This is a genomic window from Rhizobium rosettiformans W3, assembly GCF_004912135.1.
GTDB classification, from domain to species: domain Bacteria; phylum Pseudomonadota; class Alphaproteobacteria; order Rhizobiales; family Rhizobiaceae; genus Allorhizobium; species Allorhizobium rosettiformans.
Genome location: NZ_STGU01000005.1, coordinates 70,149 through 93,570 on the forward strand (window position 1 = coordinate 70,149; position 23,422 = coordinate 93,570).

Consider the following 23,422-nt stretch of genomic DNA (forward strand, 5'->3'; position numbering starts at 1 on the left):
ACGCATCCACGCGCCGCAGCCGTGATTGACTCGGGCCTGACCTCGGCCTAATCCTCATTGTGGATGGTTTCCGGACGGCAGAGATGTTGTGCGGAGAGCAAAAGGGAATGCGAAGGCGTGGACCCCAACCGGGCGCGCGGAACGCAGCCGACCCCGCGACTGTATTGCAGCGAGGGTTCTCCATCCGCTCGGCCGTTTCAGGTGGTGACGGGTCGCAGGGTGCGACCGGCCTCTTACAAATGGCAGGACGGAAAAGCCACTGGGGTGGCAACACGATCAGCCGGGGCTGGACGCCTCTTTCTCTACGAATCGTCCGCTCTTTCGTGTTGCCGTCAACTCTGGGAAGGCGAGGAGAACCCGACGGTCCTTTCAAGGATCACGACCTGCGAGCCAGGAGACCTGCCATCCACGGGCATGGTGCCCACACTGGGGAGGTTTCCCCGTTGCCAGCACGGAGGTTGTCGTGGCGACGTCTTGCATCCGCGGGTCCTTGTCGACCCGACGGTGCCGATCCGTCTTCGCGGATCGTGCATCCAAATGTTGTTCGCGCGTGTTTGAAACAGGCGCTGCAGGTCACCTGCGTGCGGTCTGGGGTTATGGCGCGCCATGACCGCTTCCCATTCCCGATCCATCCTGGTTCTCGGTGGTGCTCGCTCGGGCAAGTCGCGCTTTGCCGAGGGATTGGCGCGCGACACTGGCCTCGACAGGTTTTACCTGGCGACGGGCCGCGCTTGGGACGACGAGATGCGGGTCCGCATCGAAACCCACAAGGCCGACCGAGCCAATGACGGCTGGACGACCCATGAGGAGCCGCTCGATCTCGCCGGCGCGCTGAAGGCGCTGGACCAGCCCGGCCGCGTCATCCTCGTCGACTGCCTGACGCTTTGGGTCACCAATCTGATGATGGAAGAGGGCCGTGCCGTCGACGCCGACGGCGCCGCACTCGCCGCTAGTCTGGGGGAACTCCAGGCCACCGTCATCTTCGTTTCCAATGAGGTCGGCCTCGGCATCGTGCCCGAGAACAAGATGGCCCGCGCCTTCCGCGACCATGCCGGCCGTCTCCACCAAGCCATCGCCGCCGAAGCGGCAGTCGTCTATTTCGTTGCGGCCGGATTGCCGCTGAAAATGAAGGGTTGAACCATGTTGCAGCAAAAGATCCCCGCCACCGTCATCACCGGCTTCCTCGGTGCGGGCAAGACCACCATCATCCGCAACATGCTAACCAATGCCGGCGGCAAGAAGATCGCGCTGATCATCAACGAATTCGGCGATCTCGGCGTCGATGGCGACGTGCTGAAGGGTTGCGGTGCCGAAAACTGCACCGAGGACGACATCATCGAGCTCACCAATGGCTGCATCTGCTGCACAGTGGCCGACGATTTCGTCCCGACCATGCAGAAGCTGCTCGACCGCGACGTGAAGCCTGACCACATCGTCATCGAAACCTCGGGTCTCGCCTTGCCGCAGCCGCTGGTCGCCGCCTTCAACTGGCCTGACATCCGCACCCGCGTGACCGTCGATGGTGTGGTCACTGTTGTCGATAGCGCAGCCGTCGCCGCCGGTCGCTTCGCCGACGACCACGACGCGGTCGCTGCCCAGCGCGCCGAAGACGACAATCTGGACCATGAGAGCCCGATCGAGGAATTGTTCGAGGATCAGCTGACCTGCGCCGACCTCATCGTCTTGAACAAGACCGACCTGCTTGACGCAGAAGGCATCGCCGCCGTGCGCGCGGAAGTGACCGGCCGCACCAACCGCAAGCCCTCGATGATCGAAGCTAAGAACGGCGAAGTGCCTTCGCTCGTCCTGCTCGGCATAGGTGCTGGCACCGAAGACGACATCGAAAACCGCAAGTCGCATCACGAGCTGGAGCACGAGGCGCTGCATGCCTCGGGCGAGGACCACGACCACCATCACGATCACGACGAGTTCGAAAGCTTTGTTTTGAAGCTCGGCGCGATCAAGGACCCGGCAGACTTCATCGATCGCCTGAAGCCGGTCATCGAAAAGCATGACATCCTGCGCCTGAAGGGTTTCATCGACGTGCCGGGCAAGCCGATGCGCCTCGTCATCCAGGCCGTCGGCACCCGCATCGACACCTATTTCGACCGTCCCTGGACATCGGGCGAGAAGCGCGAAACGCGGCTTGTCGTGATCGGCCTGCATGAATGGGATTTCGGCACCGTGATCGAGGACGTCCAGGCGGCGGCTGGCTGATCCATGCATCTGCTCCTCGCCCAGAAGGGATCGATCAGCGACGGCGACGAAGCGATCGATCTTGGCCAGACGCCGGGGGACGTGCTGTTTCTCTCGGCGGCGGACACGGAGCTTGCGGCAATCGCCGCAGCCGTTGAGGCGAGGGGCAAGCAAGCGCTGCGCTGGCGGCTGGCCAGCCTGATGACGCTGAAGCACCCGATGTCGGTCGATACCTATATCGAGCGGACAGCGCGTCATGCGCGGCTGATCGTGGTCAGGGCGCTGGGCGGGGCGAGCTACTTCCACTATGCGCTGGAGGCACTGCATGCCTCAGCCCGCCGCAGCGGCGCGGCCATCGTCGTGCTACCCGGCGACGACAAGCCGGATGATGGGCTTTCTCCATTTCAGGCCTGCGCGGACGACGACCGCCAAGCGCTCTGGACCTATCTGACCGAAGGCGGCGCCGGGAATGCCGAGGCCTTCGTCGCCTATGCCGAGGCGATGCTGCGCGGGGACGAACGTCCGGACCCGGCGCGTCCATTGCTGAAAGCCGGCATCTGGTGGCCGGGCAGGGGCGTGATCGGGGTCGAGGAATGGGAGAAGCTAGCGTTTGCCAGAAGGGCGGATGAGGGGCAAACGATACCACGCGGTCTCTCCCCCCTTGTGGGGGAGATGGCCGGCAGGCCAGAGGGGGAAAGCCTCTCCCCAACCCCTCCCCACAAGGGGGAGGGGCTTCACGCCATCACCCCCCTCTGCTTCTACCGCGCCCTCGTCCAGAGCGGCGAAACGGCACCCGTCGAGGCCATGGTCGAGGCCTTGAAGGCTGAGGGACTGATCCCCCTGCCGGTCTTCGTGTCGAGCCTCAAGGATCAGGTCTCGGTCGACACGCTGCGCGCCATCTTCAACCGCTTCCCGCCCTCGGTGGTCATCAACACGACCGGTTTCGCCGTCTCGACACCGGGGGCGGAAGCGCCGTCGACCGTGCTCGACGAGGCCGGCGCCGTGGTGCTGCAGGCGATCTTCTCCTCTTCGCCGCGCGCGACTTGGGAGAGTTCGAGCCAGGGCCTCAGCGCCCGCGATCTCGCGATGGGCGTCGCCCTGCCGGAGGTCGATGGCCGGGTTCTGACGCGCGCCGTCTCCTTCAAATCGAAAGCGCGCTTTGACGAGCGGGTCGAGGCCAATCTGGTCAGCCACGAGCCGGATGCCGGCCGCGTGCGCTTCGTCGCCGAACTCGCCGCCAACTGGGCGAAGCTCCGCGCAACCGAACCCGCTGACCGCCGCGTGGCGCTTGTCATGGCCAATTACCCGAACCGCGACGGGCGCCTCGGCAACGGAGTCGGACTGGACACACCGACCGGCACGGTCGAAGTTATGCGCGCGATGCGCGACGCCGGTTATGACCTCGCGGATATGGTTGCCGACGGCGACGCGTTGATGCAGGCGCTGATGGCCGGACCGACCAATGCGGCTCATGATGGTCGAATCATCCGCGAGCGGATTTACCTCAGCGATTACAGAACGTTCTTCGCTGATCTTCCCAAAGAGGTTCAGGAGCGCGTCACCGCGCGCTGGGGTGCTCCGGAGACCGATCCTTTCTATCTCGACGACGCCTTTGCGCTACCGCTGATGCGCTTCGGCAAGCTCATGATCGGCATCCAGCCAGCCCGTGGCTACAACATCGACCCCAAGGAGACCTATCATTCTCCGGACCTCGTGCCGCCGCATGGCTATCTCGCCTTGTACGCTTTTCTGAGAAAGGAATTCGGCGCGCAGGCCATCATCCACATGGGCAAACACGGCAACCTTGAATGGCTGCCGGGCAAGGCGCTGGCGCTGTCGGAGACCTGTTTCCCGGAGGCGGTGTTCGGACCGCTGCCGCATCTCTATCCCTTCATCGTCAACGATCCCGGCGAGGGCACCCAGGCCAAGCGCCGCAGCTCCGCCGTCATCATCGACCACCTGACGCCGCCTTTGACCCGGGCCGAAAGCTATGGCCCCCTGAAGGACCTGGAGGCCCTGGTCGACGAATATTACGAAGCCTCCGGCGGCGATCCGCGCCGGCTGGTGCTGCTGAAGAAGCAGATCATGGAGCTGATCGAAGACATCGGCCTCGATCAGGACGCCGGCATCGTCAAGGGCGAGGCGGAAGATCAGGCGCTGGAAAAGCTCGACGCCTATCTCTGCGATCTCAAGGAAATGCAGATCCGTGATGGCCTGCACATATTCGGGAAGGCGCCGGAAGGTCGGTTGCTGACGGATCTTGTCGTCGCGCTGGCGCGTGTGCCGCGCGGCCAGGGCGAGGGTGGAGATGCCAGCCTGCAGCGGGCGATCGCGGGGGATGTCTTGGGCTATGGCCCCTCATCCGGCCTGCCGGCCACCTTCTCCCCGTTGAACGGGGAGAAGGACGAAGCGGCCGGCGGCGTGCCCCCTTCTCCCCGCGGCCAAGGAGAAGGTGCCCGAAGGGCGGATGAGGGGCTCCCCTTCGATCCCCTCGACTGCGTTATGTCCGCTCTCTGGGCAGGCGCGAAACCTGCAATTCTTGCCGATCTCACCGACGCTCCCTGGCGCACCCATGGCGATGCTGTCGAGCGCATCGAACTCCTCGCTGCCAAGCTCGTCTCCGGGGATGTCCAATGCCCGGAGGATTGGAGGCGAACCAAAGCCGTTCTCGCCGAGATCGAAACCCGTCTGAAACCCGCCGTCGTCAAATCCGGTGCTGCCGAAATCGACGGCCTTCTCAAGGGGCTCTCCGGCCAATTCGTGCCTCCAGGTCCCTCGGGCGCCCCGACGCGCGGGCGGCCGGACGTGTTGCCGACGGGACGAAACTTCTACTCCGTCGATAGCCGCGCGGTACCAACACCGGCGGCTTACGAACTCGGCAAGAAATCCGCCGAGCTGTTGATCCAGCGTTATGTGCAGGATCACGGCGAATGGCCCGTTTCCTTCGGCATCACCGCCTGGGGCACGTCGAACATGCGCACCGGCGGCGATGATATCGCGCAGGCCCTGGCGCTGATCGGCGTCAAGCCGCTCTGGGACATGGCCTCGCGCCGGGTCACCGGCTTCGAGGTGATCCCGATGGCGGTCCTCGGCCGCCCGCGCGTTGACGTGACGCTGCGCATCTCCGGATTCTTCCGCGATGCTTTTCCCGAACAGATCGCGCTCTTCGACAAGGCGGTGCGCGCCGTGTCCGCCCTTGAAGAAGATGAGGGGGACAATCCGATTGCGGCCCGTGTGCGGGCCGAAACCGAAAAGCTGAGAGGCGAAGGACTGGACGAGAAACAGGCCGCCCGCCGCGCGGGCTACCGCGTCTTCGGCTCCAAGCCCGGCGCCTATGGGGCTGGCCTGCAGGCGCTGATCGACGAAAAAGGCTGGAGCGAGCGCGCCGATCTCGCCGAGAGTTATCTCGTCTGGGGCGGTTATGCCTATGGCGCGGGTGAGGAAGGCAAGGCGGAACGTGGTCTGTTCGAGGAGCGACTGCGCTCGGTCCAGGCCGTGGTGCAGAACCAGGACAATCGTGAGCACGACTTGCTCGACAGCGACGACTACTACCAGTTCGAGGGCGGCATGACGGCGGCGGTCGAACATGTCGCGGGTGCGCGGCCTAAGGTCTATCACAACGATCATTCGCGGCCGGAAAAGCCTGTGATCCGTAGTCTCGAGGAGGAGATCGGTCGCGTGGTGCGTGCCCGCGTGGTCAACCCGAAATGGATCGAAGGCGTCATGCGCCACGGCTACAAGGGCGCCTTCGAGATCACCGCGACCGTGGATTACATGTTCGCCTTCGCCGCGACGACGGGCGCGGTCCGCGATCACCATTTCGAGGCGGTTTATCAGGCCTTCATTCTCGATGAGCGCGTGCGCGACTTCATGGCCGAGAAGAATGCCTCGGCGCAAAAGGAACTCGCCGAGCGCCTGATCGAGGCCATTGACCGGGGCTTGTGGACGCCGAAGAGCAATTCGGCCAAGTTCACCCTTGTCGAGATGGCAGAGGGAGGAGAGCATGTCTGAGGTTGAGGTCGGAAAACCGATGGCCTTGAGCGGCCATTGCCTCTGCGGCGGGGTGCGCTTTCGCACGCCCGGTCCCGTCCGAAGTTCCGGGCACTGCCACTGCGAAAGCTGCCGGCGCGCGGCCTCGTCACCGATCACCACATTCATGACCGTGGCACGCGACAGCGCCACGCTGGAGGGCGAAAGCTTGCGCTTCTATGCCTCTTCGCCGGGTGTGCGACGCGGCTTTTGCGGAAATTGCGGATCGCCGATGTCCTTCGAGACCGATCGCCGACCTGACGACATCGACTTTTACGTCGCAAGCCTCGATGAAGGACTGTCCATCCCCATTCGCGAGCACTGGCATTGGGACGAACGGGTGGACTGGCTGCAGGTTGTTGACGACCTGCCGAAAAGCGAAGGCGGCGTCTCGTGACCGCCGGTCCAGGGAACGATTGCCACATCGGCGTTTGACTGTGCGGCTGGTTCGCAGCCTGAAACAAGAGCATCTGGGAGTACGACATGACCGAGGAAACGACGAGCAATCCGGAAGCCGATCTCGCCCGTCACGCTGAGAAGATGGCCAAGAAGAAGGCTGCCCGCGACAAGATCATGGCGACGAAAACAGGCGAGAAAGGTCTGATCATCGTCCATACCGGCAAGGGCAAGGGCAAGTCGTCCGCCGCCTTCGGCATGATCTTCCGCCACATCGCCCATGGCAAGAATTGCGCCGTGGTTCAGTTCATAAAGGGCGCGATGTCCACCGGCGAGCGCGACCTGATCCTCAAGCATTTCTCGGATCTCTGCGAATTTCACACCATGGGCGAGGGCTTTACCTGGGAGACCCAGGACAAGGCCCGCGATATCGCCATGGCGAAAGCCGCCTGGGAGAAAGCGAAGGACCTGATCCGCGATCCCTCAAATTCCATGGTGCTGCTCGATGAGGTCAACATCGCGATCCGCTATGACTACATCGATCTGGCCGAAGTCCTGGAATTCCTCGCGACCGAGAAGCCCCCGATGACCCATGTCGTGCTGACCGGCCGCAACGCCAAGGACGAACTGATCGAGCTTGCTGACCTCGTGACCGAGATGGAGCTGGTGAAGCATCCGTTCCGCTCCGGCATCAAGGCGCAGATCGGGGTGGAGTTCTAGACCGCTTCGGTCTCGCTCTAGTCCTAGGCTTTCAGCGCTTCAGGAAATCCGGAAGCGACCTGTTGTGGATCACCGCCAGGATTTCGATGTCGGCCGAACGTATCGCGTAAAAGATCATGTGTTCGCCTTGGGGATAGGAATAGCAGTTTTCTCGTAGTTCCGGCCTTTCGCGGCCAAGGCGAGGGTGATCGGCAAGCCACCGGAAACGCTGCCTCATCTCGCCAAGATACTTGCGGCGTTGCTCATTGCCCCATATCCGTGCGGTGTAGTCATTGATCGCCTTAAGGTCGTCTGCAGCCTTCAGAGTAAGGCGATAGCGGCCACTCAACGGTTGCTATCCTCGACTTCCGCTTCGATGAGACGGTCAAGAAAGTCGTCGTCTGTGAATTGTCCATTTTCCGCCTGCTGCCGCCCCTCGTCGATATGCTGCAGCACGTCTGCAAGCTTGCGATCCTGATCCTGTAGGCCTTTTAAGGCGTCTCGCACGACGTCATCGGCAGACGCATAGCGACCGCTTTTGACCTGGTCGTCAATGAAGCGTTCCCAATGGTCTCCGAGATCAAGGGCCGTTTTCGCCATGGCGTTTCGCTCTACCTATTCTGAGAGCCGATAACATAGCGCCTAGGAGGGTTGTGCGCAAAGTCGGGGTGTATCACACCCCCATCCACACACGGATCGGGTTGGTCGGGTCGGCAAGCAGGCGAATCGCAAGCGCCACGCAGGTGATGACCAGCAGCGGCTTGATCAGGCGAGCGCCGTTCTTCATCGCAAGCCGCGATCCGGTTTGGGCGCCGAGGAACTGGCCGATGCCCATCAGAAAGCCGATCTTCCAGAGCACGACGCCGCCGGCGACGAAGACGAGGAAGGCGCCGACATTCGAGCCGAAGTTCAAGAGCTTGGTATGCGCCGTGGCCTTCAGCATGCCGAAGCCGCCGAGTGAGACGAAGGCGAGCATGAAGAAGGAGCCGGTGCCGGGGCCGAAGACGCCGTCATAGAAGCCGATCATCGGCACGAAGGTGAGGCCGAAGGCAAAGGGTGTCAGGCGCTGGTGGCTGTCGATGTCTGAGAGGTTCGGCTTCAGCGCGAAATATAGCGCGATTGCGACCAGCAGAAAGGGCATGAAGGCCCGCAGCACGTCGCCGGGGACAAAGCTTGCGACCAAGGCGCCGAGCGCGCCGCCGATTACGGCCATTGCGGCCATCGGCAACTGCTTCTTCAGGTCGACATGGCCCTTGCGGGCATAGGCGATGGTGGCAGACCCCGCGCCGAACATCGACTGCAGTTTGTTGGTGCCGAGCGTTTCGAGTGGTGGGATGCCGGCAATCAGCATGGCGGGAATGGTGATCAGCCCGCCGCCACCGGCAATCGAATCGATGAAACCGGCGATGAAGGCGGCAATGAACAGCAGCAGCAAGGCTTGGAAAGCGAGATCGACCACGGCGAGACTCAAGGGTTTGGGAGGCGGGCAGGGAAGGTGTCGTCCTTGTGAACCAAAGCCCGAGCGCGCGCAACCGTGCTGCATGTCGGTCGGGTCGCAGAGGGGACATTCTGTGGACTGGCGTTTCCGTCACACAAAGCGCCGCAAACCGGTTTGACGGTCGGGTGACGCTTCGCTAAAGCTCAAGGTAATGTGCGACGGCGCCTGTTCGACAGGCTGGAAATAGTCCGGTGCGGCTGACCCAATCAGGGAGCCAATTCCGGAGCTGTCCCAAAGGCCATGGACCACGCCTGAACGGGCGATTGGTTCGGCGCTTCGTACAGGCAGATAAAACGAAGCAGGGAGGCCTTTATCTCATGGCAGAAAAACTCGGAATCATGGTCTGCGGCCACGGCAGCCGCAATCAGAACGCGGCGAAGGAATTCGCCGTGATCGCGGAAGCGCTGCGCGCCCGCAACCCGGACATGCCGGTCGAATACGGCTATCTCGAATTCTGCAATCCGGTGATCGCAGCCGGCCTCGACAGCCTGCGTGACCAGGGTGTGACCCGCGTTCTGGCAGTACCGGGCATGCTCTTTGCCGCCGGCCACGCGAAGAACGACATCCCCTCAGTGCTCAACACCTACCAGGCCCAGAACCCGGGCATGGTGATCAATTACGGCCGCGAACTCGGCATCGATCTGAAGATGATCCGAGCCGCCGGTGACCGCATTCAGGCGGCCGTCGACGAGGCCAACGAAACGCTCGGCTTTGTTGAAAAGCACGAGACGCTGCTGATGGTCGTTGGTCGTGGCTCGTCCGATCCGGACGCCAATTCCAACGCCACAAAAGTCATGCGTATGCTCTGGGAAGGCATGGGCTTCGGCTGGGGTGAAACCTGTTATTCCGGCGTGACCTTCCCGCTGGTCGAGCCGGGCCTGACCCATGCCGCCAAGCTTGGCTACAAGCGCATCGTCGTCTTCCCATATTTCCTGTTCACAGGCGTCCTGGTGAAGCGCATCTACAGCTATACCGACGAGGTCGCGGCACGTTTCCCGGAGATCCAGTTCGTCAAGGCGAGCTATCTCAACGACCACCCGCTGGTGCTCGATGCCTTCCAGGATCGCGTCAAGGAGATCCTCGAGGGCGCGGCGGTGATGAACTGCCAGATGTGCAAGTATCGCGAACAGGTGCTCGGCTTCGAAGCCGATGTCGGCCAGCCGCAGGAAAGCCACCACCACCATGTCGAGGGTATCGGCGGCGGCCTTGAAAACTGTCCCTGCAAGGGCGATTGTGATGCCTCGTGCCGCGATCCCGATTTCTGTCGCGAGCATGGTCTGCCCTGGACGCCGGTGCACAGCCATGCCGATCCGGCGCCGCTGAAGCCCGTGCCGGTCGCCGATGCCTTCGACTATGCAGCCTCCTTCACGCTCGGCGGCAAATATGCTGCTCTCAAGGACAAGACCCCGGATGCAGAACTGCAGGCCGTGATGGACGCCCCGTCCTCCGGCAAGGCAGTGCATCACGAGCATGGACCGAATTGCGGATGTGGTCACCACGACCACCATCATGGACATGACCACAACCATGCCCATGGGCACGACCATGGCCACCATCACCACCATGATGGCCATGATGACGGCCACCATCATCATGGTCACGGCCACGGCCACGGCCACGGCCATGATCACCATCACCACCACGCGCCTTATCCTCATGCCGACCATCCGCTGGGGCCGAAGTCGATGCAGAAGAAAAAGTAATGCCGCTCTTCGATCGCATCCTGATCGTCGACTGGTCCGGTGCCGGACAAACGGTGACGGGCAAGAACTCGCTCTGGGCGTGCCTCGCCCGGCGCGAGGGCGATCGGGTTGTGATCGACTGGAACGAGAATTTTGCGACCCGTCATGCCTTCATGCAGCGGCTTGATGTCGTGGTCGGCGCAGCGGTCGCCGAGGGGCAACGCCTCCTCTGCGGCTTCGATTTCGCCTTCGGCTATCCGGCGGGTACCGCCGAGCGACTAACGGGGAAGGCCGACTGGCGTGCTCTATGGCGCAAGATCGCCGATGAGATCGAGGATGCGCCTGACAACCGCAACAATCGCTTCGATCTCGCCTCGCGCTGGAACGCCACCTATTTTGCCGGCGAGCCGCGCTTCTGGGGCAGGCCGCATCAGCATGCTTATGCCGATCTCTCGGACAAGAAGCCGCCCGCGCCCACAAACGCCCCGCTCGCCTTCCGCCGCTCGGAGTTGGTCGCGAAAACGGCAAAATCTGTTTGGCAGTTGTCGGGAGCAGGAGTCGTCGGCAGCCAGACGTTGCTAGGGATTAACAGGCTTTCACGCTTCCTCGACGACAGCGGCTACGGTGAACACATCGCCGTCTGGCCCTTCGAGACGGGCTTTGCCACCACGTTTGAAAAGCCCGTCGTCTTCGCTGAGATCTATCCCTCGCTCTTCACGCTGGCCGCACAGGACGAGGTGAAGGACCAGGCGCAGGTTCGCACCGTCGCCGAGGCTTTCGCCCGGTTCGATGCGGATGGGCGGCTTGGCAGCCTGCTGGATCGTCCGCCCATGCTGGCAGACGAGGAGGTTGCGACATCGCTCGCCGAGGAGGGCTGGGTGCTCGGCATCGGGCACGAGGAGTTGCCCTTGGGTAAGGTAGATCCCGCTACGGCAGGTGAGCCTCCATTACCTCTCGACTACATCCGCGACCCCGCCGAAATCTATCGGCAGTCCTTCGCCACCATCCGCGAGGAAGCGTCCCTCGACCGTTTCCCGCCGGTCCTCCAGCCACTGGTCATCCGTCTCATTCATGCCTGCGGCATGGTCGATCTCGCCGATGATGTCAGCTGGTCCGATGGCGCCTTCGAAGCCGGCGCCGCAGCCCTGGAAAAGGGGGCGCCAGTCCTCGTCGATGTTGAGATGGTCCGTCACGGCGTGATCCGCCGCCTGCTCCCGGTCGATAACGAGATCCTCTGCCTGCTCAACGACGAGCGCGTGCGCCCGAAGGCGGACGAAATCGGCAATACCCGCTCCGCCGCCCAGGTGGACCTCTGGGATGAACACCTCGCCGGCGCTGTGGTCGCCATCGGCAATGCGCCGACGGCGCTCTTCCGCCTGCTGGAACGCATCGACGCCGGCGCGCCGAAGCCGGCGATCATCCTCGGTTTCCCCGTCGGCTTCGTGGGGGCCGCCGAAAGCAAGGACGAATTGATCGCGAATTCCAGGGGCATTCCCTATATCGCGGTCCGCGGTCGCCGGGGCGGCTCGGCCATGGCCTCTGCCGCCGTCAATGCCTTGGCGGGAGGGCTCGGCACCAATGTCTGATGCAACCCACACGCCCTGGCTCACCATCATCGGCATTGGCGACAATGGGCTTGAAAGCCTGACGCCAGAGGCCCAGGCGATCGTCTGGCAGGCGGAAACGCTCGTCATCGGCGAGCGGCTGGATGCGGTCATCGACGGATCGAGCCTGCCGGATCTGAAACGCATTCTGACCTGGGGGGCGGGCTTCCGCGAGACGCTTTCTGAAATCCTGAAACTGCGCGGCACGCCGGTCACGGTGCTCGCGACCGGTGACCCCATGCATTTCGGCATCGGCGCGACGCTTCGACGCTATGTCGCAGCAGAAGAAATGTTCGTGCTGCCGAGCCCGTCGGCTTTTTCGCTCGCCGCTTCCCGGCTTGGCTGGCCGCTGCAATCGGTGACGCAGATCTCACTGCATGGCCGCCCGCTCGCCTTTCTCAATCGGCATGTGATGCCGCGCGCCCGTATCCTGGCCCTGACATCGGATGCATCGACCGTGCAGGCCGCTGCCGTGCTGCTCGCCGAGCGCGGCTTTGGCGCCTCCGTTCTGCATGTGCTCGAACATATGGGCGGCGCACAGGAGCGGATCCTGCGCATGACGGCGCTGGAAATGGCCGAGACCTGCCCTCATATCTCGGATTTCAACACGCTCGCCATCGATTGCGCCTGGGACGGGCCGCTCTTGGCGCCGGTGCCCGGTCTGCCCGACGAGGCCTTCCGCCATGACGGGCAGCTCACCAAACGCGAGATCCGTGCGGCAACGCTCGCCCAGCTCGCGCCGTTTCCGAATGCCCGTCTCTGGGATGTCGGCGCCGGCTGCGGCTCGATTGCGATCGAATGGATGCGCTCAGGCATGGGCACCAAGGCGATCGCGATCGAGGCCAAGCCCGAACGGCTGGCAATGATCCGTGAGAATGCCGAAATCCTCGGCGTGCCCGATCTCGACATTGTCGAAGGCGAGGCTCCGGCGGTGCTTGGCGGTCTGAAGACCCCGGATGTGATCTTCATCGGCGGCGGGATCAGCGGCGAGGGACTGTTCGAGGCCTGCTGGGCAGCGCTTCCGCCCGGCGGGCGGCTGGTCGCGAACGCCGTGACGATCGAAGGCGAGGCCAAGCTTGTCGAGCTTCGCAGCCGCCACGGTGGTGATCTCTCCCGCATTCAGGTGGCGCGCGCCGCCCCGGTCGGCCGCTATTGCGGCTGGAAGTCGCTGATGCCGGTAACGATGTGGACGGTCGTGAAGGGGGAGGGCGGATGACATTGCGACTTGGCCCCTCATCCCCCTGCCGGGACCTTCTCCCCGTGAACGGGGAGAAGGAGGCAAAACGCTGGCCGCACCGGCCTTCTCCCCGCCTGCGGGGAGAAGGTGCCCGAAGGGCGGATGAGGGGCAATTGGCAATTCAGGAGCAGTCCACATGACCGGTAAACTCTATGGCCTCGGTCTCGGCCCCGGCGATCCGGAACTGCTGACGTTGAAGGCCCATCGCATCCTGACGAGCTGCACGGTCGTGGCCTATCCGGCGCCCGATACCGGCCCGAGTTTTGCCCGCCAGATCGCCGCTCCCTATCTGACCGCCGCGCAGCTGGAGGTGCCGATCATCGTGCCGATGCGGGTCGAACGCTTTCCGGCCCAGGACATCTACACAAAGGCTGCCGAGACGCTGTCGCATCATCTCGATGCCGGCTCCGATGTTGCCGTACTCTGTGAGGGCGACCCCTTCTTCTACGGCTCCTTCATGTATCTCTTCGAGCGTCTTGCCGACCGGTATCCGACCGAAGTCGTGCCGGGCGTCTCCTCGATGATGGCGGCCGCTGCTGGCCTCGGTCGTCCGCTTGCGGCCCGCAACGACGTGCTGACGGTACTGCCGGGACCTCTCTCGGATGACGAACTCGCCGCACGGATCGAGGCCTCCGGCGCCGTTGCTATCATCAAGCTCGGCCGGCATTTTTCCCGGATCCGCGCACTGATCGAAAGCCTCGGGCTGACCGCGCAGGCCGGTTATGCGGAGCGGGTCAGCCTTGCCGAACAGAAGCTCACGCCGCTTGCCGAGGTGGCGGAGGACACCGCGCCCTATTTCTCGATGATCCTGATCTACAAGGGTGACGAGCGCTGGCATCCGGCTCTCGCCAAGACGCTGGGAAGCGGGGCCTGATGACGGGTATCGTGGCATCTCCGGTGAAACCGGCCGTCGTCATCCTCAGTGAGGCAGCCGCTTCCCTTGGCCGCCGCATTGCGGGAGACATCGGTGGTGAGCTGCACGGCCCCGCCTCGCGCGTGACGGGTGCTGATATCCGGTTTTCCTCTGCCAAGGACCATGTCCAGGCGCTGTTTTCTGCCGGTCGGCCGATCGTGGCCGTGATGGCCTCAGGCGCTCTGATCCGGCTGCTCGCGCCGCTGCTGGCAGATAAACACGCCGAACCCCCGGTGCTCGCCGTCGCCGAGGATGGCTCCTCCGTCGTGCCGCTACTTGGGGGACACCACGGCGCCAATGATCTCGCGCGGCAGATCGCCTTCGCCCTCGGTGCCCATGCCGCGATTACCACGGCCGGCGATCTCAAGTTTGGCGTGGCACTCGATCAGCCGCCTGATGGTTATGTGCTTGCCAATCCGCAGAATGCCAAGGCCGTCATGGCAGAGCTCGTCGCGGGGGCGGGTGTGCGGCTCGTCGTTGATAGCGTCGCGGTAACCCCCCTCTGGCCTGCCGGCCATCTCCCCCACAAGGGGGGAGAGCAAAACGCGGCCGACGTCAGCGGTGAGGCCGGCGGCGAAACGGGGGCCCACTCTCCCCCCTTGTGGGGGAGATGTCACGAAGTGACAGAGGGGGGTGCCGCTCCGCCAACCGCCGCCTGGCTCACCCAATCAAGACTTCCATTCCAACAAGAGGCCCGCGTGACGCTCTCCGTGACCGAAAAACAGAAGACCGCAGGCGAGCTGGAACTCGTCTATCACCCGAAGACGCTAGTGCTCGGCATGGGCTGCGAGCGGCACGCAAAGCCGGAGGAAGCCATCGCACTCGCCGAGGAAGCGCTCGCCAAGGGTGGTTTCGCGAGAGAAAGCCTGGCAGCCGTCTGCTCGATCGACCTCAAGGCCGATGAGACGGCGATCCATGCGGTGGCCGCCCATTTCGGCGTGCCGGCCCGCTTCTTCACCGCAGCCACGCTCGAAGCGGAAGCGCCGCGTCTGAAGAACCCGTCCGAGGTGGTCTTCGCCGAAGTCGGCTGCCATGGGGTGGCCGAAGGCGCAGCGCTTGCGGCTGTCGGCGCGTCGGGCGAACTCGTTGTCGAAAAGATCAAGTCCAAGGGCGCAACAGCCGCGATCGCAAGGGCGGCCGACATTGTTGAGCCTGATACCATTGGCCGTGCCCGCGGCACGCTTTTCGTCGTCGGCATCGGCCCTGGCTCGGATGGCTGGCGCTCGCCCGAGGTCTCGCGCATGGTCGCCGCCTCCACCGATCTCGTCGGCTACTCGCTCTATCTCGACTTGCTTGGGCCGCTTGCCGACGGCAAGACCCGCCATGACTTCGACCTCGGCAAGGAAGAGGCGCGCGTCGTGCATGCCATGGAATTGGCCGGGCAGGGGAAGACGGTGGCGCTGGTCTGCTCTGGCGATGCCGGCATCTATGCCATGGCAACGCTGGTGTTCGAACTTTTCGACAAGGGCGGTATCACCGTTGCCGCAAGCCGCATCGAAGTGCAGGTTTCACCGGGCATCTCCGCACTCCAGGCCGCCGCGGCCCGCATCGGTGCGCCGCTCGGCCACGACTTCTGCACAATCTCCCTCTCGGACCTCTTGACCCCCTGGGAACACATCCAGCGCCGGGTGAAGGCAGCAGGCGAGGGCGATTTCGTCATCGCCTTCTACAATCCCGTCTCGATGAAGCGCCGCACGCAGCTGGCTTACGCCCGCGACGAATTGCTGAAATATCGCCCGGCCTCGACCCCGGTGATCCTCGCCACCAATCTTGGCCGCGAGGGCGAAAACGTCCGTACCGTGCCTCTGGGCGAGTTGAACGTCGACGATGTCGACATGCTGACCGTCGTGGTGGTCGGCTCGTCCGAGAGCCGGACTGTGACGACTGGCGACGGCAAGACTTGGGTTTACACGCCTCGTGGTTATTCGGGGAAGGCAGACAGTGGCATGAAGGGAAGTGAAGCATGACCGTCTATTTCATCGGCGCCGGCCCGGGAGCCCCCGACCTCATCACCGTGCGCGGCCTGCGCCTCATCGAGCGCTGCCCGGTCTGCCTCTATGCCGGCTCGCTGGTGCCGGAGGAAATCGTCAGGGCGGCTCCTGAAGATGCCCTCGTCAAGGATACCGCTCCCATGCATCTCGACGAGATCATCGCCGAGATCGAGGCGGCGCATGCGCGGGGCGAGGACGTCGCCCGCGTCCATTCCGGCGACCCGTCGATCTACGGCGCGATCGCCGAACAGATGCGCCGGCTCGATGCGCTCGGCATCCCCTATGACGTCGTACCCGGCGTGCCGGCCTTTGCCGCGACGGCTGCCCGGCTGAAGACCGAGCTGACGCTTCCCGAGATTGCCCAGACGGTCATCGTCACGCGCACCGAGATGAAGGCATCCTCGATGCCGGAATTCGAGACGCTGGAAATCCTCGGCAAGTCGCGGGCGACGCTTGCGATCCACCTGTCGATCCGCAATCTCACTCATATCCGCGATACCCTGACGCCCTATTATGGCGAGGATTGCCCTGTGGTGATTGCCTATCGCTCCACCTGGCCGGACGAGCTCTTCATTCGCACGACTCTGAAGGACATGGCGGAAGAGGTGCGCAAGGCGAAGATCACCCGCACCGCCCTGATCATGGTCGGCAAGGTCTTCGGCCATGTCGAGTTCCGAGACAGCGACCTCTACAATTCCGATTTCAGCCACGTCCTGCGCAACGTGGGCAAGAAGAAGGCCCGTAGCTGACGCGCGGTCTGGGCAACAGGTCAGGTCGGCTGCTTACCGTTACGCGGTCTTCCTCCTCGCCCTTCTGGCCGGTTGCATCGTCACAGGCGTGATGTCGTTCGTTTATCTCTCGACATACTTCTCGCAGGGGCCGCTGCGGGATGTCAGGGGTTATCTCGGCTACAACGTGATCGACAGCGGCAGCCCCTGGCAATGGACCTTCAACATTTTGCTGTGGGGGCTCCCGGCCCTGCCTCTCTGCCGTCTAATTCTCGGGTGGATGAATGGCGTTCGGCCGGCATGGTGGCGAATGGGTGTCGGTTATCTGTTTCTCGGCCTCGTCATCTATGCCTTTGGCACGCTTGCCTACTCGACCGAGATCGATCGCATCGTCCTGCTTGTCGCCGGCATGAGCGTGATCCTGACCGCCGGCTATGGTTTCACTCGTCGCTGGATCGCCGTCTGCTGACGGTGCCAGGGTTGTGCTTGAGAACAGACAGCAAGGGAGCGTGTTGATCGATGACGGCAACAGACACTGTGATGCAGGGTGGCTGCCGGTGCGGCCAGGTCACGATGAAGGTGAAGGGCCGGCCGCTGATGACCATGGTCTGCCATTGCAAGGGATGTCAGCGCATGACCGCCAGCGCCTTCTCGCTGAGCGCCCTTTTTCCAGATCAGACCGTCGAGATTGCTGGCCTCGAGCCGGTGATCGGCGGCATGCATGGCGAATTGCGCCATCACTTTTGCCCGCATTGCCTCAGCTGGATCTTCACGCGCGCCGAGATGCTCGGGCCGCTCATCAACATCCGTGCAACCATGCTGGACGGCGCCGCCGATCTGCCGCCCTTCATCGAGACCTGCGTGTCGGAGAAGCTGCCCTGGGTCTCGCTGCCGGCAATGCACAGTTTCGAGAAATTCCCTGCGATGGAAGACTTCCCGAAGCTGATCGCCGAATTCGCCGAAACCGCGCCGTGACTGCTTCCTTGTTCCCGAGGATTGCGATATGGAACCCGCTTCCTCAGACAGGACGTCAACCTCATGCATAAAGTCATTTTCGATACGGATCCGGGCGTCGATGACGCAATGGCGCTGCTCTTCCTGCACCATCATCCCGACATCGACCTTCTCGGCATCACCACCGTCTTCGGCAATGCCGAGATCGATATCACGACGCGCAACGCGCTGTTCCTGAAGCGGGAATGGAAGATCGACGCGCCCGTGGCACGCGGCGCCGGCGAGACATTCATCCCGCATCGCGTCAGCCATGAGCCGCCGAAATTCATCCATGGCGATGATGGCCTCGGGAATATCGGCGTGCCCGAGGTGACGGATGTTGAGCCCGATCCGCGTCCGGCCCATCGCTTCCTCGTCGAGACCATCCGCGCCAATCCGGGCGAGGTGACGATTGTTGCCGTCGGCCGCATGACCAACCTCGCCAACGCGCTGAAGGAAGACCCGGAGATTGTCGATCTCGTCAAGGAGATCGTCATCATGGGCGGCGCCTTCGACGTCAACGGTAACGTGACGCCGGCGGCCGAAGCCAACATTCATGGCGATCCGGAAGCCGCGGACGTGGTGATGACGGCGAAATGGCCGGTCGTCGTGGTCGGTCTCGATGTCACCATGCAGACGGTGATGACGCGGTCTCAGCTCGCCGATATCCGCGATGCCGCAGGCACCAGCCGCGCGCGTCTGCTTTTCGATCTCTCGCAGTTCTACATCGATTTCTACGAAGGCCTGGTCGACGACGGCATGGTCGTGCATGACAGCTGCGCCTGCGTATACATCGTGGCGCCGGAACTCTTCAAGACCCGCAGCGGCGTCATCCGCGTGGTCTGCGGCGGTATCGCCGACGGCCAGACCATCCAGAAGCCCGACGGTCGCGGCTTCGGCCCCTCCGATTGGGATGGCGATCTGCCGAGCCAGAAGATCTGCACGGAGATCGATGCAACGGCCGTGCTGAAGCTGATCCACGACGTCATCGTCTCGGTCCGAGAAGACTGATCGCCCTTCTGCAGGCAAAGAAAAACCCCGGATCTCAGAGGAGATCCGGGGTTTTTTATTCGTAGTCCGGACGGTGCCGGAAAGGATCAGCCGTTGACGGCGTGACGGGCAACGCGACGGATGTCTTCGCGGCCGATGCCGAGGTCACGGAGTTCGCGGTCCGACATGCGGCCGAGTTCGGTGATCGTCTGACGGTACTTGCGCCAATTGTTGAGCGAGCGAGCGATGTTCATTTGGGTCTACCTCTTTGGTGGTTTGGACCCATCCGTGGGCCCCTTCGAATTTGTTGATCCGAATATATGCTGCGATGCGAAATCATTGAAGACATAAAGCGGTAAAGCACCTATGCGCCGGACGCATACCAATCGATTTAACGCTTTGTTAATTGACGCTTTTTTGAGCGTTTGCCTGCCTCAGGACAGCGACTGCCAAACAGGCGCGATTCGACCTAACAATCATTCGAGATGGTGGGTGAGGAGAGTGAGGACAAAAAAATAACGCTCACCGGGGGAGGAGGTCCGGTGAGCGTCATTTTTACAGGCCAACGACTGGGAGGAGGAGTGTCGTCGGCCAATCGATCCCGCTTTGGGAGGAGGAGTAAGCGGGTCGAAGAAGAAGCGCCAGAAGTTCCGTCGCTCTGTTGATGATGAATATAAGCGAGACTTACGACTTTGTGCAGTGCAAAAAGAGCATGGAAGGCATGCGGATCTTGCATGGAGATGCAAGGCTCGCCGTGCGACGGTTCCGGCCGCCTTGTCTTTCCGTCTGTGCCGCTGCAGATTGCCACCACGGCAAGGGGGAATGTGCATGTATAGAGGCAGGTTGAAGCGCGACCTCGACGACTGGGTCAAGCGAGGGCTGATCGATGGCGCCACTGCGGGCAGATTGCTCGAGGATGTGGATCGCCGCGGTCCAAGCTTCAGCATCGGCTCCATCCTGTCGATGTTTGCGGCGGTCCTGATTGCGGCGTCCCTGCTGATGCTGATCGCGGCCAATTGGGAACTGATCCCCCGCCTGACAAAGGTGGCAGGTATCATCGGGCTGATCTGGATCTTCCATATTGCAGCTCTTGTGGCGAGGGCGCAGGGTGCGGACCGCATGGCGGCCGCCTCCCTCGTCCTCGGCGCGGCCGCCTTCGGTGGCGCCATTGCACTGATCGGCCAGCTTTATCACCTCTCAGGCGATACCTTCTCGGCCATGTTCCTGTGGTTCTCCGTCACCATTGTGTCTGCAGCCCTTTTCCGGTCAGGGGCGCTGACCGTCACTGCCGGCGCACTGGCGCTCGCGACCTTTGCGGGCAGCTTCGAAAGCTTCGGCTGGGATGTCGGCAGCCATGGGCTCTGGGCCTGGTGGCCGCCCGTCGGAGCGGCCGCCATTTTCGGATTGGCGCGGTGGACAGGTGCGGATCGAGCAAAACATTTCGGCTATATCCTGCTCCTGGTCTGGGTCTGGTGGATGGTGATCCTCGAAGGTGGAGAGCTTCACGCGCTCACTGTGGCCATTGTCGCGACCGTGGCCTTCCTGGCACTCGCAGCCCCGGGTTCGCCGCTTGCCGCCCTGCACCGCCGGCTGGGTGCCTCTGCGAGCTTCTACTTCCTGGTCATGGCTCTGAGCGGTTTCGCCTATGTTCAGGGAAGCGCCATGGATGCGGCGTCGATCGCGGTTCTCGGCATTCTCATCCTCGGGCTTTCGATCGCAGCCATTGCTCTGGAAGGGCGGGACAATGGTGCCGTCCGGTTTCTCGCTTACGGCGCCTTCGCGGCGGAGATCCTCTACCTCTCGTACGAGACGATCGACAGCATTCTCGGCACCTCGGCCTTCTTCCTCCTGTCCGGCCTTGTGGTCGCCGTTCTGGCCTTCGTCGTCATCCGCCTGGAGAAACGTTTTTCCCGTCCCGTACCTGAGGTGAAGTCATGATCGCCGCAAGACCCTTTGCCGCCGTCGCGCTCGCCATGGCTCTGCTGCAGACCGCCATCCTCGGCTACATGATTGAGGGGCGGGCGGGCATATTGCGGTCCGGAACGGAAGTCCTCTTGAAGACGGCACCTGTCGATCCGCGCGATCTGCTGCGCGGCGACTATGTGATCCTGACCTATGATGTCTCGACCATCTCGACGACCTCGATCATCGGGCAGAAACCCGAAACCGGCGATGCCGCGCGATTGCATGTCCGTCTCAAGCCGGGAGCCGATGGCTTCTGGACCGTGTCTGAGGCATCCTTCGACCCGCTTCCCGTCGATGACGGCAGCGTGGTCCTGCTCTCGCAACCCGTGACGATCTACGATTGGGAGTGGCAGAACGCCGGAAACCTCACGGTTTCCTACGGCATAGAGCGCTTCTACGTACCGGAAGGCGAGGGCAGGCCGATCGAAGACGGCCGAAACGAGGGCCGGGTCTCTGTCGCAGCACGTGTCTCCGACGATGGCCAGGCACAGATTCGCGCATTGATGCTGGATGGCGAGCCGCTTTACGAAGAGCCGCTCTACTGACGACTGCCATTCGCCCTCTGCAAAGCCTGTGAAGCCTGCTCGGCGGGCCCTGCAATCCTGTCATTTTTCCTTTGCGTGCGGGAAAACGGGTGTTATAGAGACGCGCGCTCCGGAGGGGCCATGCGCGAATGCGGCATGCGCTTTTGGACGCGGGTATGGTGAAATTGGTAGACACGCCAGATTTAGGTTCTGGTGCCGCAAGGCGTGGGAGTTCAAGTCTCTCTACCCGCACCAACTAAGCCGCGCGGGATCGATGAGAGAAGCACCGAGGTGTGGCTCCCGTCAGTCCGGCGCCGTTTTGCTTGGCAGATTGTTGACGATTGCGACGCAGCCACGTCCGGAAAAATCAATTCCGGCGTCGTGCTCAGGGAAAACACCGGCTGTCCGAGCACGGCCGCCACGACATGAAGGTAAGAACATGCAGGTTACAGAAACGCTCGCTGAAGGGCTGAAGCGCGAAATCAAGGTCGTCGTTCCGGCCAAGGACATGGAACAGCGCATGAACGAGCGTCTGGCCGAAGTGAAGGACAAGGTCCGCATCAACGGCTTCCGCCCGGGCAAGGTGCCGGTTGCACATGTCAAGAAGATGTACGGCAAGTCGATCATGGCTGAGCTGGTCAACGAGATCATTCGTGACAAGCCGTCGGCGATCCTGTCGGAGCGCGGCGAAAAGTCGGCGACCCAGCCGGAAATCGTCATGACCGAAGACGAGAAGGAAGCGGAAAAGATCCTGTCGGCTCAGGCAGATCTGGAGTTCACGCTCTCCTACGAAATCATCCCGGCGATCGAACTGAAGTCGGTTGACGGCATCAAGGTCACCCGCGAAGTGGTCGATGTCTCGGATGAGGAAATCAACGAGCAGATCGAGAAGATCGCCGAAAGCGCCCGCACCTTCGAGACCAAGAAGGGCAAGGCTGCTGAAGGCGACCGCGTCACCATGGACTACCTCGGCAAGGTCGACGGCGAAGCTTTCGACGGCGGCAAGGACGAAGACGCGGAGCTCGTTATCGGCTCGAACCGCTTCATCCCGGGCTTTGAAGACCAGCTCGTCGGCGTCAAGGCTGGCGATGAAAAGGTCATCACCGTAACCTTCCCGGCCGACTATCCGGCAGCCAACCTCGCTGGCAAGGAAGCCACCTTCGACATCACCGTCAAGGAAGTCGCAAGCCCGGCCAAGACCGAAATCAACGACGAACTGGCCACCAAGCTCGGCGTCGAATCGGTTGAGAAGCTGAAGGAAATCGTGCGTGGCCAGATCGAGAGCCAGTACGGCAACGTCACCCGCCAGAAGGTCAAGCGTCAGATCCTCGACCAGCTCGACGCGCTCTACAAGTTCGAGTCGCCCTCGAAGCTCGTCGACGCCGAGTTCGAAAACATCTGGCGCCAGATCAACACCGATCTCGCTCAGTCCGGCAAGACCTTCGCTGACGAAGACACGACGGAAGAAGCCGCCCGCGAAGAATACCGCGCGCTTGCAGAGCGTCGCGTTCGCCTCGGCCTCGTTCTCTCCGAAATCGGCGAAAAGGCCGGCATCGAAGTGACCGAAGAAGAAATGCAGCGTTCGCTCTTTGCCCAGCTGCAGCAGTTCCCGGGCCAGGAAAAGCAGATCCTCGACTTCTTCCGCAACACGCCCGGCGCGGCCGCTTCGCTGCGCGCGCCGATCTTCGAAGAAAAGGTCATCGACAAGCTGCTCGCTGAAGTCTCCGTCACCGACAAGAAGGTGACGAAGGAAGAGCTGCTGGCCGACGACGCCGAAGAAGGCGACAAGCCGTCCAAGAAGGCTGCTCCGAAGAAGAAGGCTGCGGCCAAGGCTGACGACGCTGCTGAAGGCGAAGAAGCCGCTCCGAAGAAGAAGGCCGCTCCGAAGAAGAAGGCCGCCGAAGGCGACGCCGAGTAATCTTCGTTCGATGATGAGTTGAGAGAAAGCCGTCCCTTGGGGCGGCTTTTTCGTTTTCG

At 62.8% G+C, this 23,422-nt stretch carries 21 protein-coding genes, 1 tRNA gene and 1 riboswitch; of the genes, 18 read left to right on the forward strand and 4 right to left on the reverse strand.

Features of this window, described 5'->3' with window-relative positions; all coding sequences use genetic code 11:
• Nucleotides 1-47: 47 nt before the first annotated feature.
• Nucleotides 48-421, forward strand: a riboswitch (cobalamin riboswitch).
• A gap of 185 nt (nt 422-606) precedes the next feature.
• From cobU to cobO, 5 genes are all read left to right on the forward strand, one after another.
• Complete coding sequence (gene cobU / locus FAA86_RS11030) at nt 607-1,137, forward strand: bifunctional adenosylcobinamide kinase/adenosylcobinamide-phosphate guanylyltransferase (protein WP_136540547.1); 531 nt, start codon at nt 607-609, stop codon at nt 1,135-1,137.
• A gap of 3 nt (nt 1,138-1,140) precedes the next feature.
• Entirely contained in the window at nt 1,141-2,217 is a 1,077-nt protein-coding gene (cobW, locus tag FAA86_RS11035) for a cobalamin biosynthesis protein CobW (RefSeq protein WP_136540549.1), read from the forward strand.
• Between the two features lie 3 nt (nt 2,218-2,220).
• Nucleotides 2,221-6,207 (forward strand): cobaltochelatase subunit CobN, encoded by a 3,987-nt coding sequence (gene cobN / locus FAA86_RS11040; RefSeq protein WP_136540551.1) that lies wholly within the window; start codon nt 2,221-2,223, stop codon nt 6,205-6,207.
• On the forward strand, nt 6,200-6,622 hold the full coding sequence (locus FAA86_RS11045) for a GFA family protein (protein WP_113461680.1): 423 nt from the start codon (nt 6,200-6,202) through the stop codon (nt 6,620-6,622). The genes cobN and FAA86_RS11045 overlap by 8 nt, the downstream gene beginning before the upstream one ends.
• An 86-nt stretch (nt 6,623-6,708) precedes the next feature.
• On the forward strand, nt 6,709-7,341 hold the full coding sequence (gene cobO / locus FAA86_RS11050; protein ID WP_136540553.1) for a cob(I)yrinic acid a,c-diamide adenosyltransferase: 633 nt from the start codon (nt 6,709-6,711) through the stop codon (nt 7,339-7,341).
• A 31-nt stretch (nt 7,342-7,372) separates the two neighbouring features.
• Here the strand turns inward: cobO and FAA86_RS11055 are convergent, their stop codons facing one another.
• From FAA86_RS11055 to FAA86_RS11065, 3 genes are all read right to left on the reverse strand, one after another.
• The gene (locus FAA86_RS11055; protein ID WP_136540555.1) at nt 7,373-7,669 is read right to left on the reverse strand and encodes a type II toxin-antitoxin system RelE/ParE family toxin; all 297 of its coding nucleotides are present in this window, start codon (nt 7,667-7,669) and stop codon (nt 7,373-7,375) included.
• Nucleotides 7,666-7,920, reverse strand: a complete 255-nt coding sequence (locus FAA86_RS11060) for a type II toxin-antitoxin system ParD family antitoxin (RefSeq protein WP_136540557.1) — start codon at nt 7,918-7,920, stop codon at nt 7,666-7,668. The genes FAA86_RS11055 and FAA86_RS11060 overlap by 4 nt, the downstream gene beginning before the upstream one ends.
• 73 nt (nt 7,921-7,993) lie before the next feature.
• Nucleotides 7,994-8,779 (reverse strand): TSUP family transporter, encoded by a 786-nt coding sequence (locus tag FAA86_RS11065; RefSeq protein ID WP_136540559.1) that lies wholly within the window; start codon nt 8,777-8,779, stop codon nt 7,994-7,996.
• A gap of 356 nt (nt 8,780-9,135) precedes the next feature.
• Here FAA86_RS11065 and FAA86_RS11070 point away from each other — a divergent pair, with 356 nt between their 5' ends.
• The 9 genes from FAA86_RS11070 to FAA86_RS11110 all read left to right on the forward strand — a co-directional run bounded on the left by FAA86_RS11070 (nt 9,136) and on the right by FAA86_RS11110 (nt 18,977).
• A complete protein-coding gene (locus FAA86_RS11070; protein ID WP_136540561.1) occupies nt 9,136-10,521 on the forward strand; it encodes a sirohydrochlorin chelatase in 1,386 nt (461 codons plus the stop codon).
• Nucleotides 10,522-11,408: 887 nt separating this feature from the next.
• Nucleotides 11,409-12,086: a precorrin-8X methylmutase gene (locus tag FAA86_RS24825; protein WP_246035059.1), complete on the forward strand. Its 678-nt coding sequence runs from the start codon at nt 11,409-11,411 to the stop codon at nt 12,084-12,086.
• Nucleotides 12,079-13,320 carry a precorrin-6y C5,15-methyltransferase (decarboxylating) subunit CbiE gene (cbiE, locus tag FAA86_RS11080; RefSeq protein ID WP_136540565.1) on the forward strand — a complete coding sequence of 414 codons (1,242 nt, stop codon included), beginning with the start codon at nt 12,079-12,081 and terminating at the stop codon, nt 13,318-13,320. Before FAA86_RS24825 ends, cbiE begins: the two co-directional genes overlap by 8 nt.
• 157 nt (nt 13,321-13,477) lie before the next feature.
• The gene (cobI, locus tag FAA86_RS11085) at nt 13,478-14,215 is read left to right on the forward strand and encodes a precorrin-2 C(20)-methyltransferase (RefSeq protein WP_136540567.1); all 738 of its coding nucleotides are present in this window, start codon (nt 13,478-13,480) and stop codon (nt 14,213-14,215) included.
• Complete coding sequence (gene cobJ / locus FAA86_RS11090) at nt 14,215-16,221, forward strand: precorrin-3B C(17)-methyltransferase (protein WP_136540569.1); 2,007 nt, start codon at nt 14,215-14,217, stop codon at nt 16,219-16,221. The genes cobI and cobJ overlap by 1 nt, the downstream gene beginning before the upstream one ends.
• The gene (cobM, locus tag FAA86_RS11095) at nt 16,218-16,994 is read left to right on the forward strand and encodes a precorrin-4 C(11)-methyltransferase (protein ID WP_136540571.1); all 777 of its coding nucleotides are present in this window, start codon (nt 16,218-16,220) and stop codon (nt 16,992-16,994) included. The genes cobJ and cobM overlap by 4 nt, the downstream gene beginning before the upstream one ends.
• A 91-nt stretch (nt 16,995-17,085) precedes the next feature.
• A complete protein-coding gene (locus FAA86_RS11100) occupies nt 17,086-17,442 on the forward strand; it encodes a hypothetical protein (RefSeq protein WP_136540572.1) in 357 nt (118 codons plus the stop codon).
• 50 nt (nt 17,443-17,492) lie between these two features.
• A complete protein-coding gene (locus FAA86_RS11105) occupies nt 17,493-17,948 on the forward strand; it encodes a GFA family protein (RefSeq protein ID WP_136540574.1) in 456 nt (151 codons plus the stop codon).
• 63 nt (nt 17,949-18,011) lie between these two features.
• On the forward strand, nt 18,012-18,977 hold the full coding sequence (locus FAA86_RS11110) for a nucleoside hydrolase (protein WP_136540576.1): 966 nt from the start codon (nt 18,012-18,014) through the stop codon (nt 18,975-18,977).
• An 86-nt stretch (nt 18,978-19,063) separates the two neighbouring features.
• On the opposite strand, the gene FAA86_RS11115 is transcribed toward FAA86_RS11110, so the two are convergent.
• Nucleotides 19,064-19,210, reverse strand: a complete 147-nt coding sequence (locus FAA86_RS11115) for a DUF1127 domain-containing protein (protein ID WP_006728511.1) — start codon at nt 19,208-19,210, stop codon at nt 19,064-19,066.
• Nucleotides 19,211-19,784: 574 nt separating this feature from the next.
• On the opposite strand from FAA86_RS11115, the gene FAA86_RS11120 reads away from it, so the two are divergent.
• The 4 genes from FAA86_RS11120 (at nt 19,785) to tig (ending at nt 23,363) form a co-directional block, all read left to right on the forward strand.
• Complete coding sequence (locus FAA86_RS11120; protein ID WP_136540578.1) at nt 19,785-20,894, forward strand: DUF2157 domain-containing protein; 1,110 nt, start codon at nt 19,785-19,787, stop codon at nt 20,892-20,894.
• On the forward strand, nt 20,891-21,466 hold the full coding sequence (locus tag FAA86_RS11125) for a GDYXXLXY domain-containing protein (RefSeq protein ID WP_136540579.1): 576 nt from the start codon (nt 20,891-20,893) through the stop codon (nt 21,464-21,466). The genes FAA86_RS11120 and FAA86_RS11125 overlap by 4 nt, the downstream gene beginning before the upstream one ends.
• A 149-nt stretch (nt 21,467-21,615) precedes the next feature.
• Nucleotides 21,616-21,700: transfer RNA gene (locus FAA86_RS11130), tRNA-Leu, on the forward strand.
• Between the two features lie 184 nt (nt 21,701-21,884).
• Nucleotides 21,885-23,363: a trigger factor gene (tig, locus tag FAA86_RS11135; RefSeq protein WP_136540581.1), complete on the forward strand. Its 1,479-nt coding sequence runs from the start codon at nt 21,885-21,887 to the stop codon at nt 23,361-23,363.
• Nucleotides 23,364-23,422 lie beyond the last annotated feature (59 nt).

What these genes read in the sequence shown, in the direction of transcription:
- cobU (WP_136540547.1), top strand. Translation starts at nt 607, where the DNA reads ATGACCGCTTCCCATTCCCGATCCATCCTGGTTCTCGGTGGTGCTCGC.
- FAA86_RS11125 (WP_136540579.1), top strand. Translation starts at nt 20,891, where the DNA reads ATGATCGCCGCAAGACCCTTTGCCGCCGTCGCGCTCGCCATGGCTCTG.
- tig (WP_136540581.1), top strand. Translation starts at nt 21,885, where the DNA reads ATGCAGGTTACAGAAACGCTCGCTGAAGGGCTGAAGCGCGAAATCAAG.
- FAA86_RS11110 (WP_136540576.1), top strand. Translation starts at nt 18,012, where the DNA reads ATGCATAAAGTCATTTTCGATACGGATCCGGGCGTCGATGACGCAATG.
- FAA86_RS11100 (WP_136540572.1), top strand. Translation starts at nt 17,086, where the DNA reads ATGTCGTTCGTTTATCTCTCGACATACTTCTCGCAGGGGCCGCTGCGG.
- cobN (WP_136540551.1), top strand. Translation starts at nt 2,221, where the DNA reads ATGCATCTGCTCCTCGCCCAGAAGGGATCGATCAGCGACGGCGACGAA.
- FAA86_RS11045 (WP_113461680.1), top strand. Translation starts at nt 6,200, where the DNA reads ATGTCTGAGGTTGAGGTCGGAAAACCGATGGCCTTGAGCGGCCATTGC.
- FAA86_RS11115 (WP_006728511.1), bottom strand. Translation starts at nt 19,210, where the DNA reads ATGAACATCGCTCGCTCGCTCAACAATTGGCGCAAGTACCGTCAGACG.
- cobM (WP_136540571.1), top strand. Translation starts at nt 16,218, where the DNA reads ATGACCGTCTATTTCATCGGCGCCGGCCCGGGAGCCCCCGACCTCATC.
- cbiE (WP_136540565.1), top strand. Translation starts at nt 12,079, where the DNA reads ATGTCTGATGCAACCCACACGCCCTGGCTCACCATCATCGGCATTGGC.
- FAA86_RS11070 (WP_136540561.1), top strand. Translation starts at nt 9,136, where the DNA reads ATGGCAGAAAAACTCGGAATCATGGTCTGCGGCCACGGCAGCCGCAAT.
- FAA86_RS11120 (WP_136540578.1), top strand. Translation starts at nt 19,785, where the DNA reads ATGTATAGAGGCAGGTTGAAGCGCGACCTCGACGACTGGGTCAAGCGA.
- cobO (WP_136540553.1), top strand. Translation starts at nt 6,709, where the DNA reads ATGACCGAGGAAACGACGAGCAATCCGGAAGCCGATCTCGCCCGTCAC.
- FAA86_RS11060 (WP_136540557.1), bottom strand. Translation starts at nt 7,920, where the DNA reads ATGGCGAAAACGGCCCTTGATCTCGGAGACCATTGGGAACGCTTCATT.
- FAA86_RS11105 (WP_136540574.1), top strand. Translation starts at nt 17,493, where the DNA reads ATGACGGCAACAGACACTGTGATGCAGGGTGGCTGCCGGTGCGGCCAG.
- cobI (WP_136540567.1), top strand. Translation starts at nt 13,478, where the DNA reads ATGACCGGTAAACTCTATGGCCTCGGTCTCGGCCCCGGCGATCCGGAA.
- cobW (WP_136540549.1), top strand. Translation starts at nt 1,141, where the DNA reads ATGTTGCAGCAAAAGATCCCCGCCACCGTCATCACCGGCTTCCTCGGT.
- cobJ (WP_136540569.1), top strand. Translation starts at nt 14,215, where the DNA reads ATGACGGGTATCGTGGCATCTCCGGTGAAACCGGCCGTCGTCATCCTC.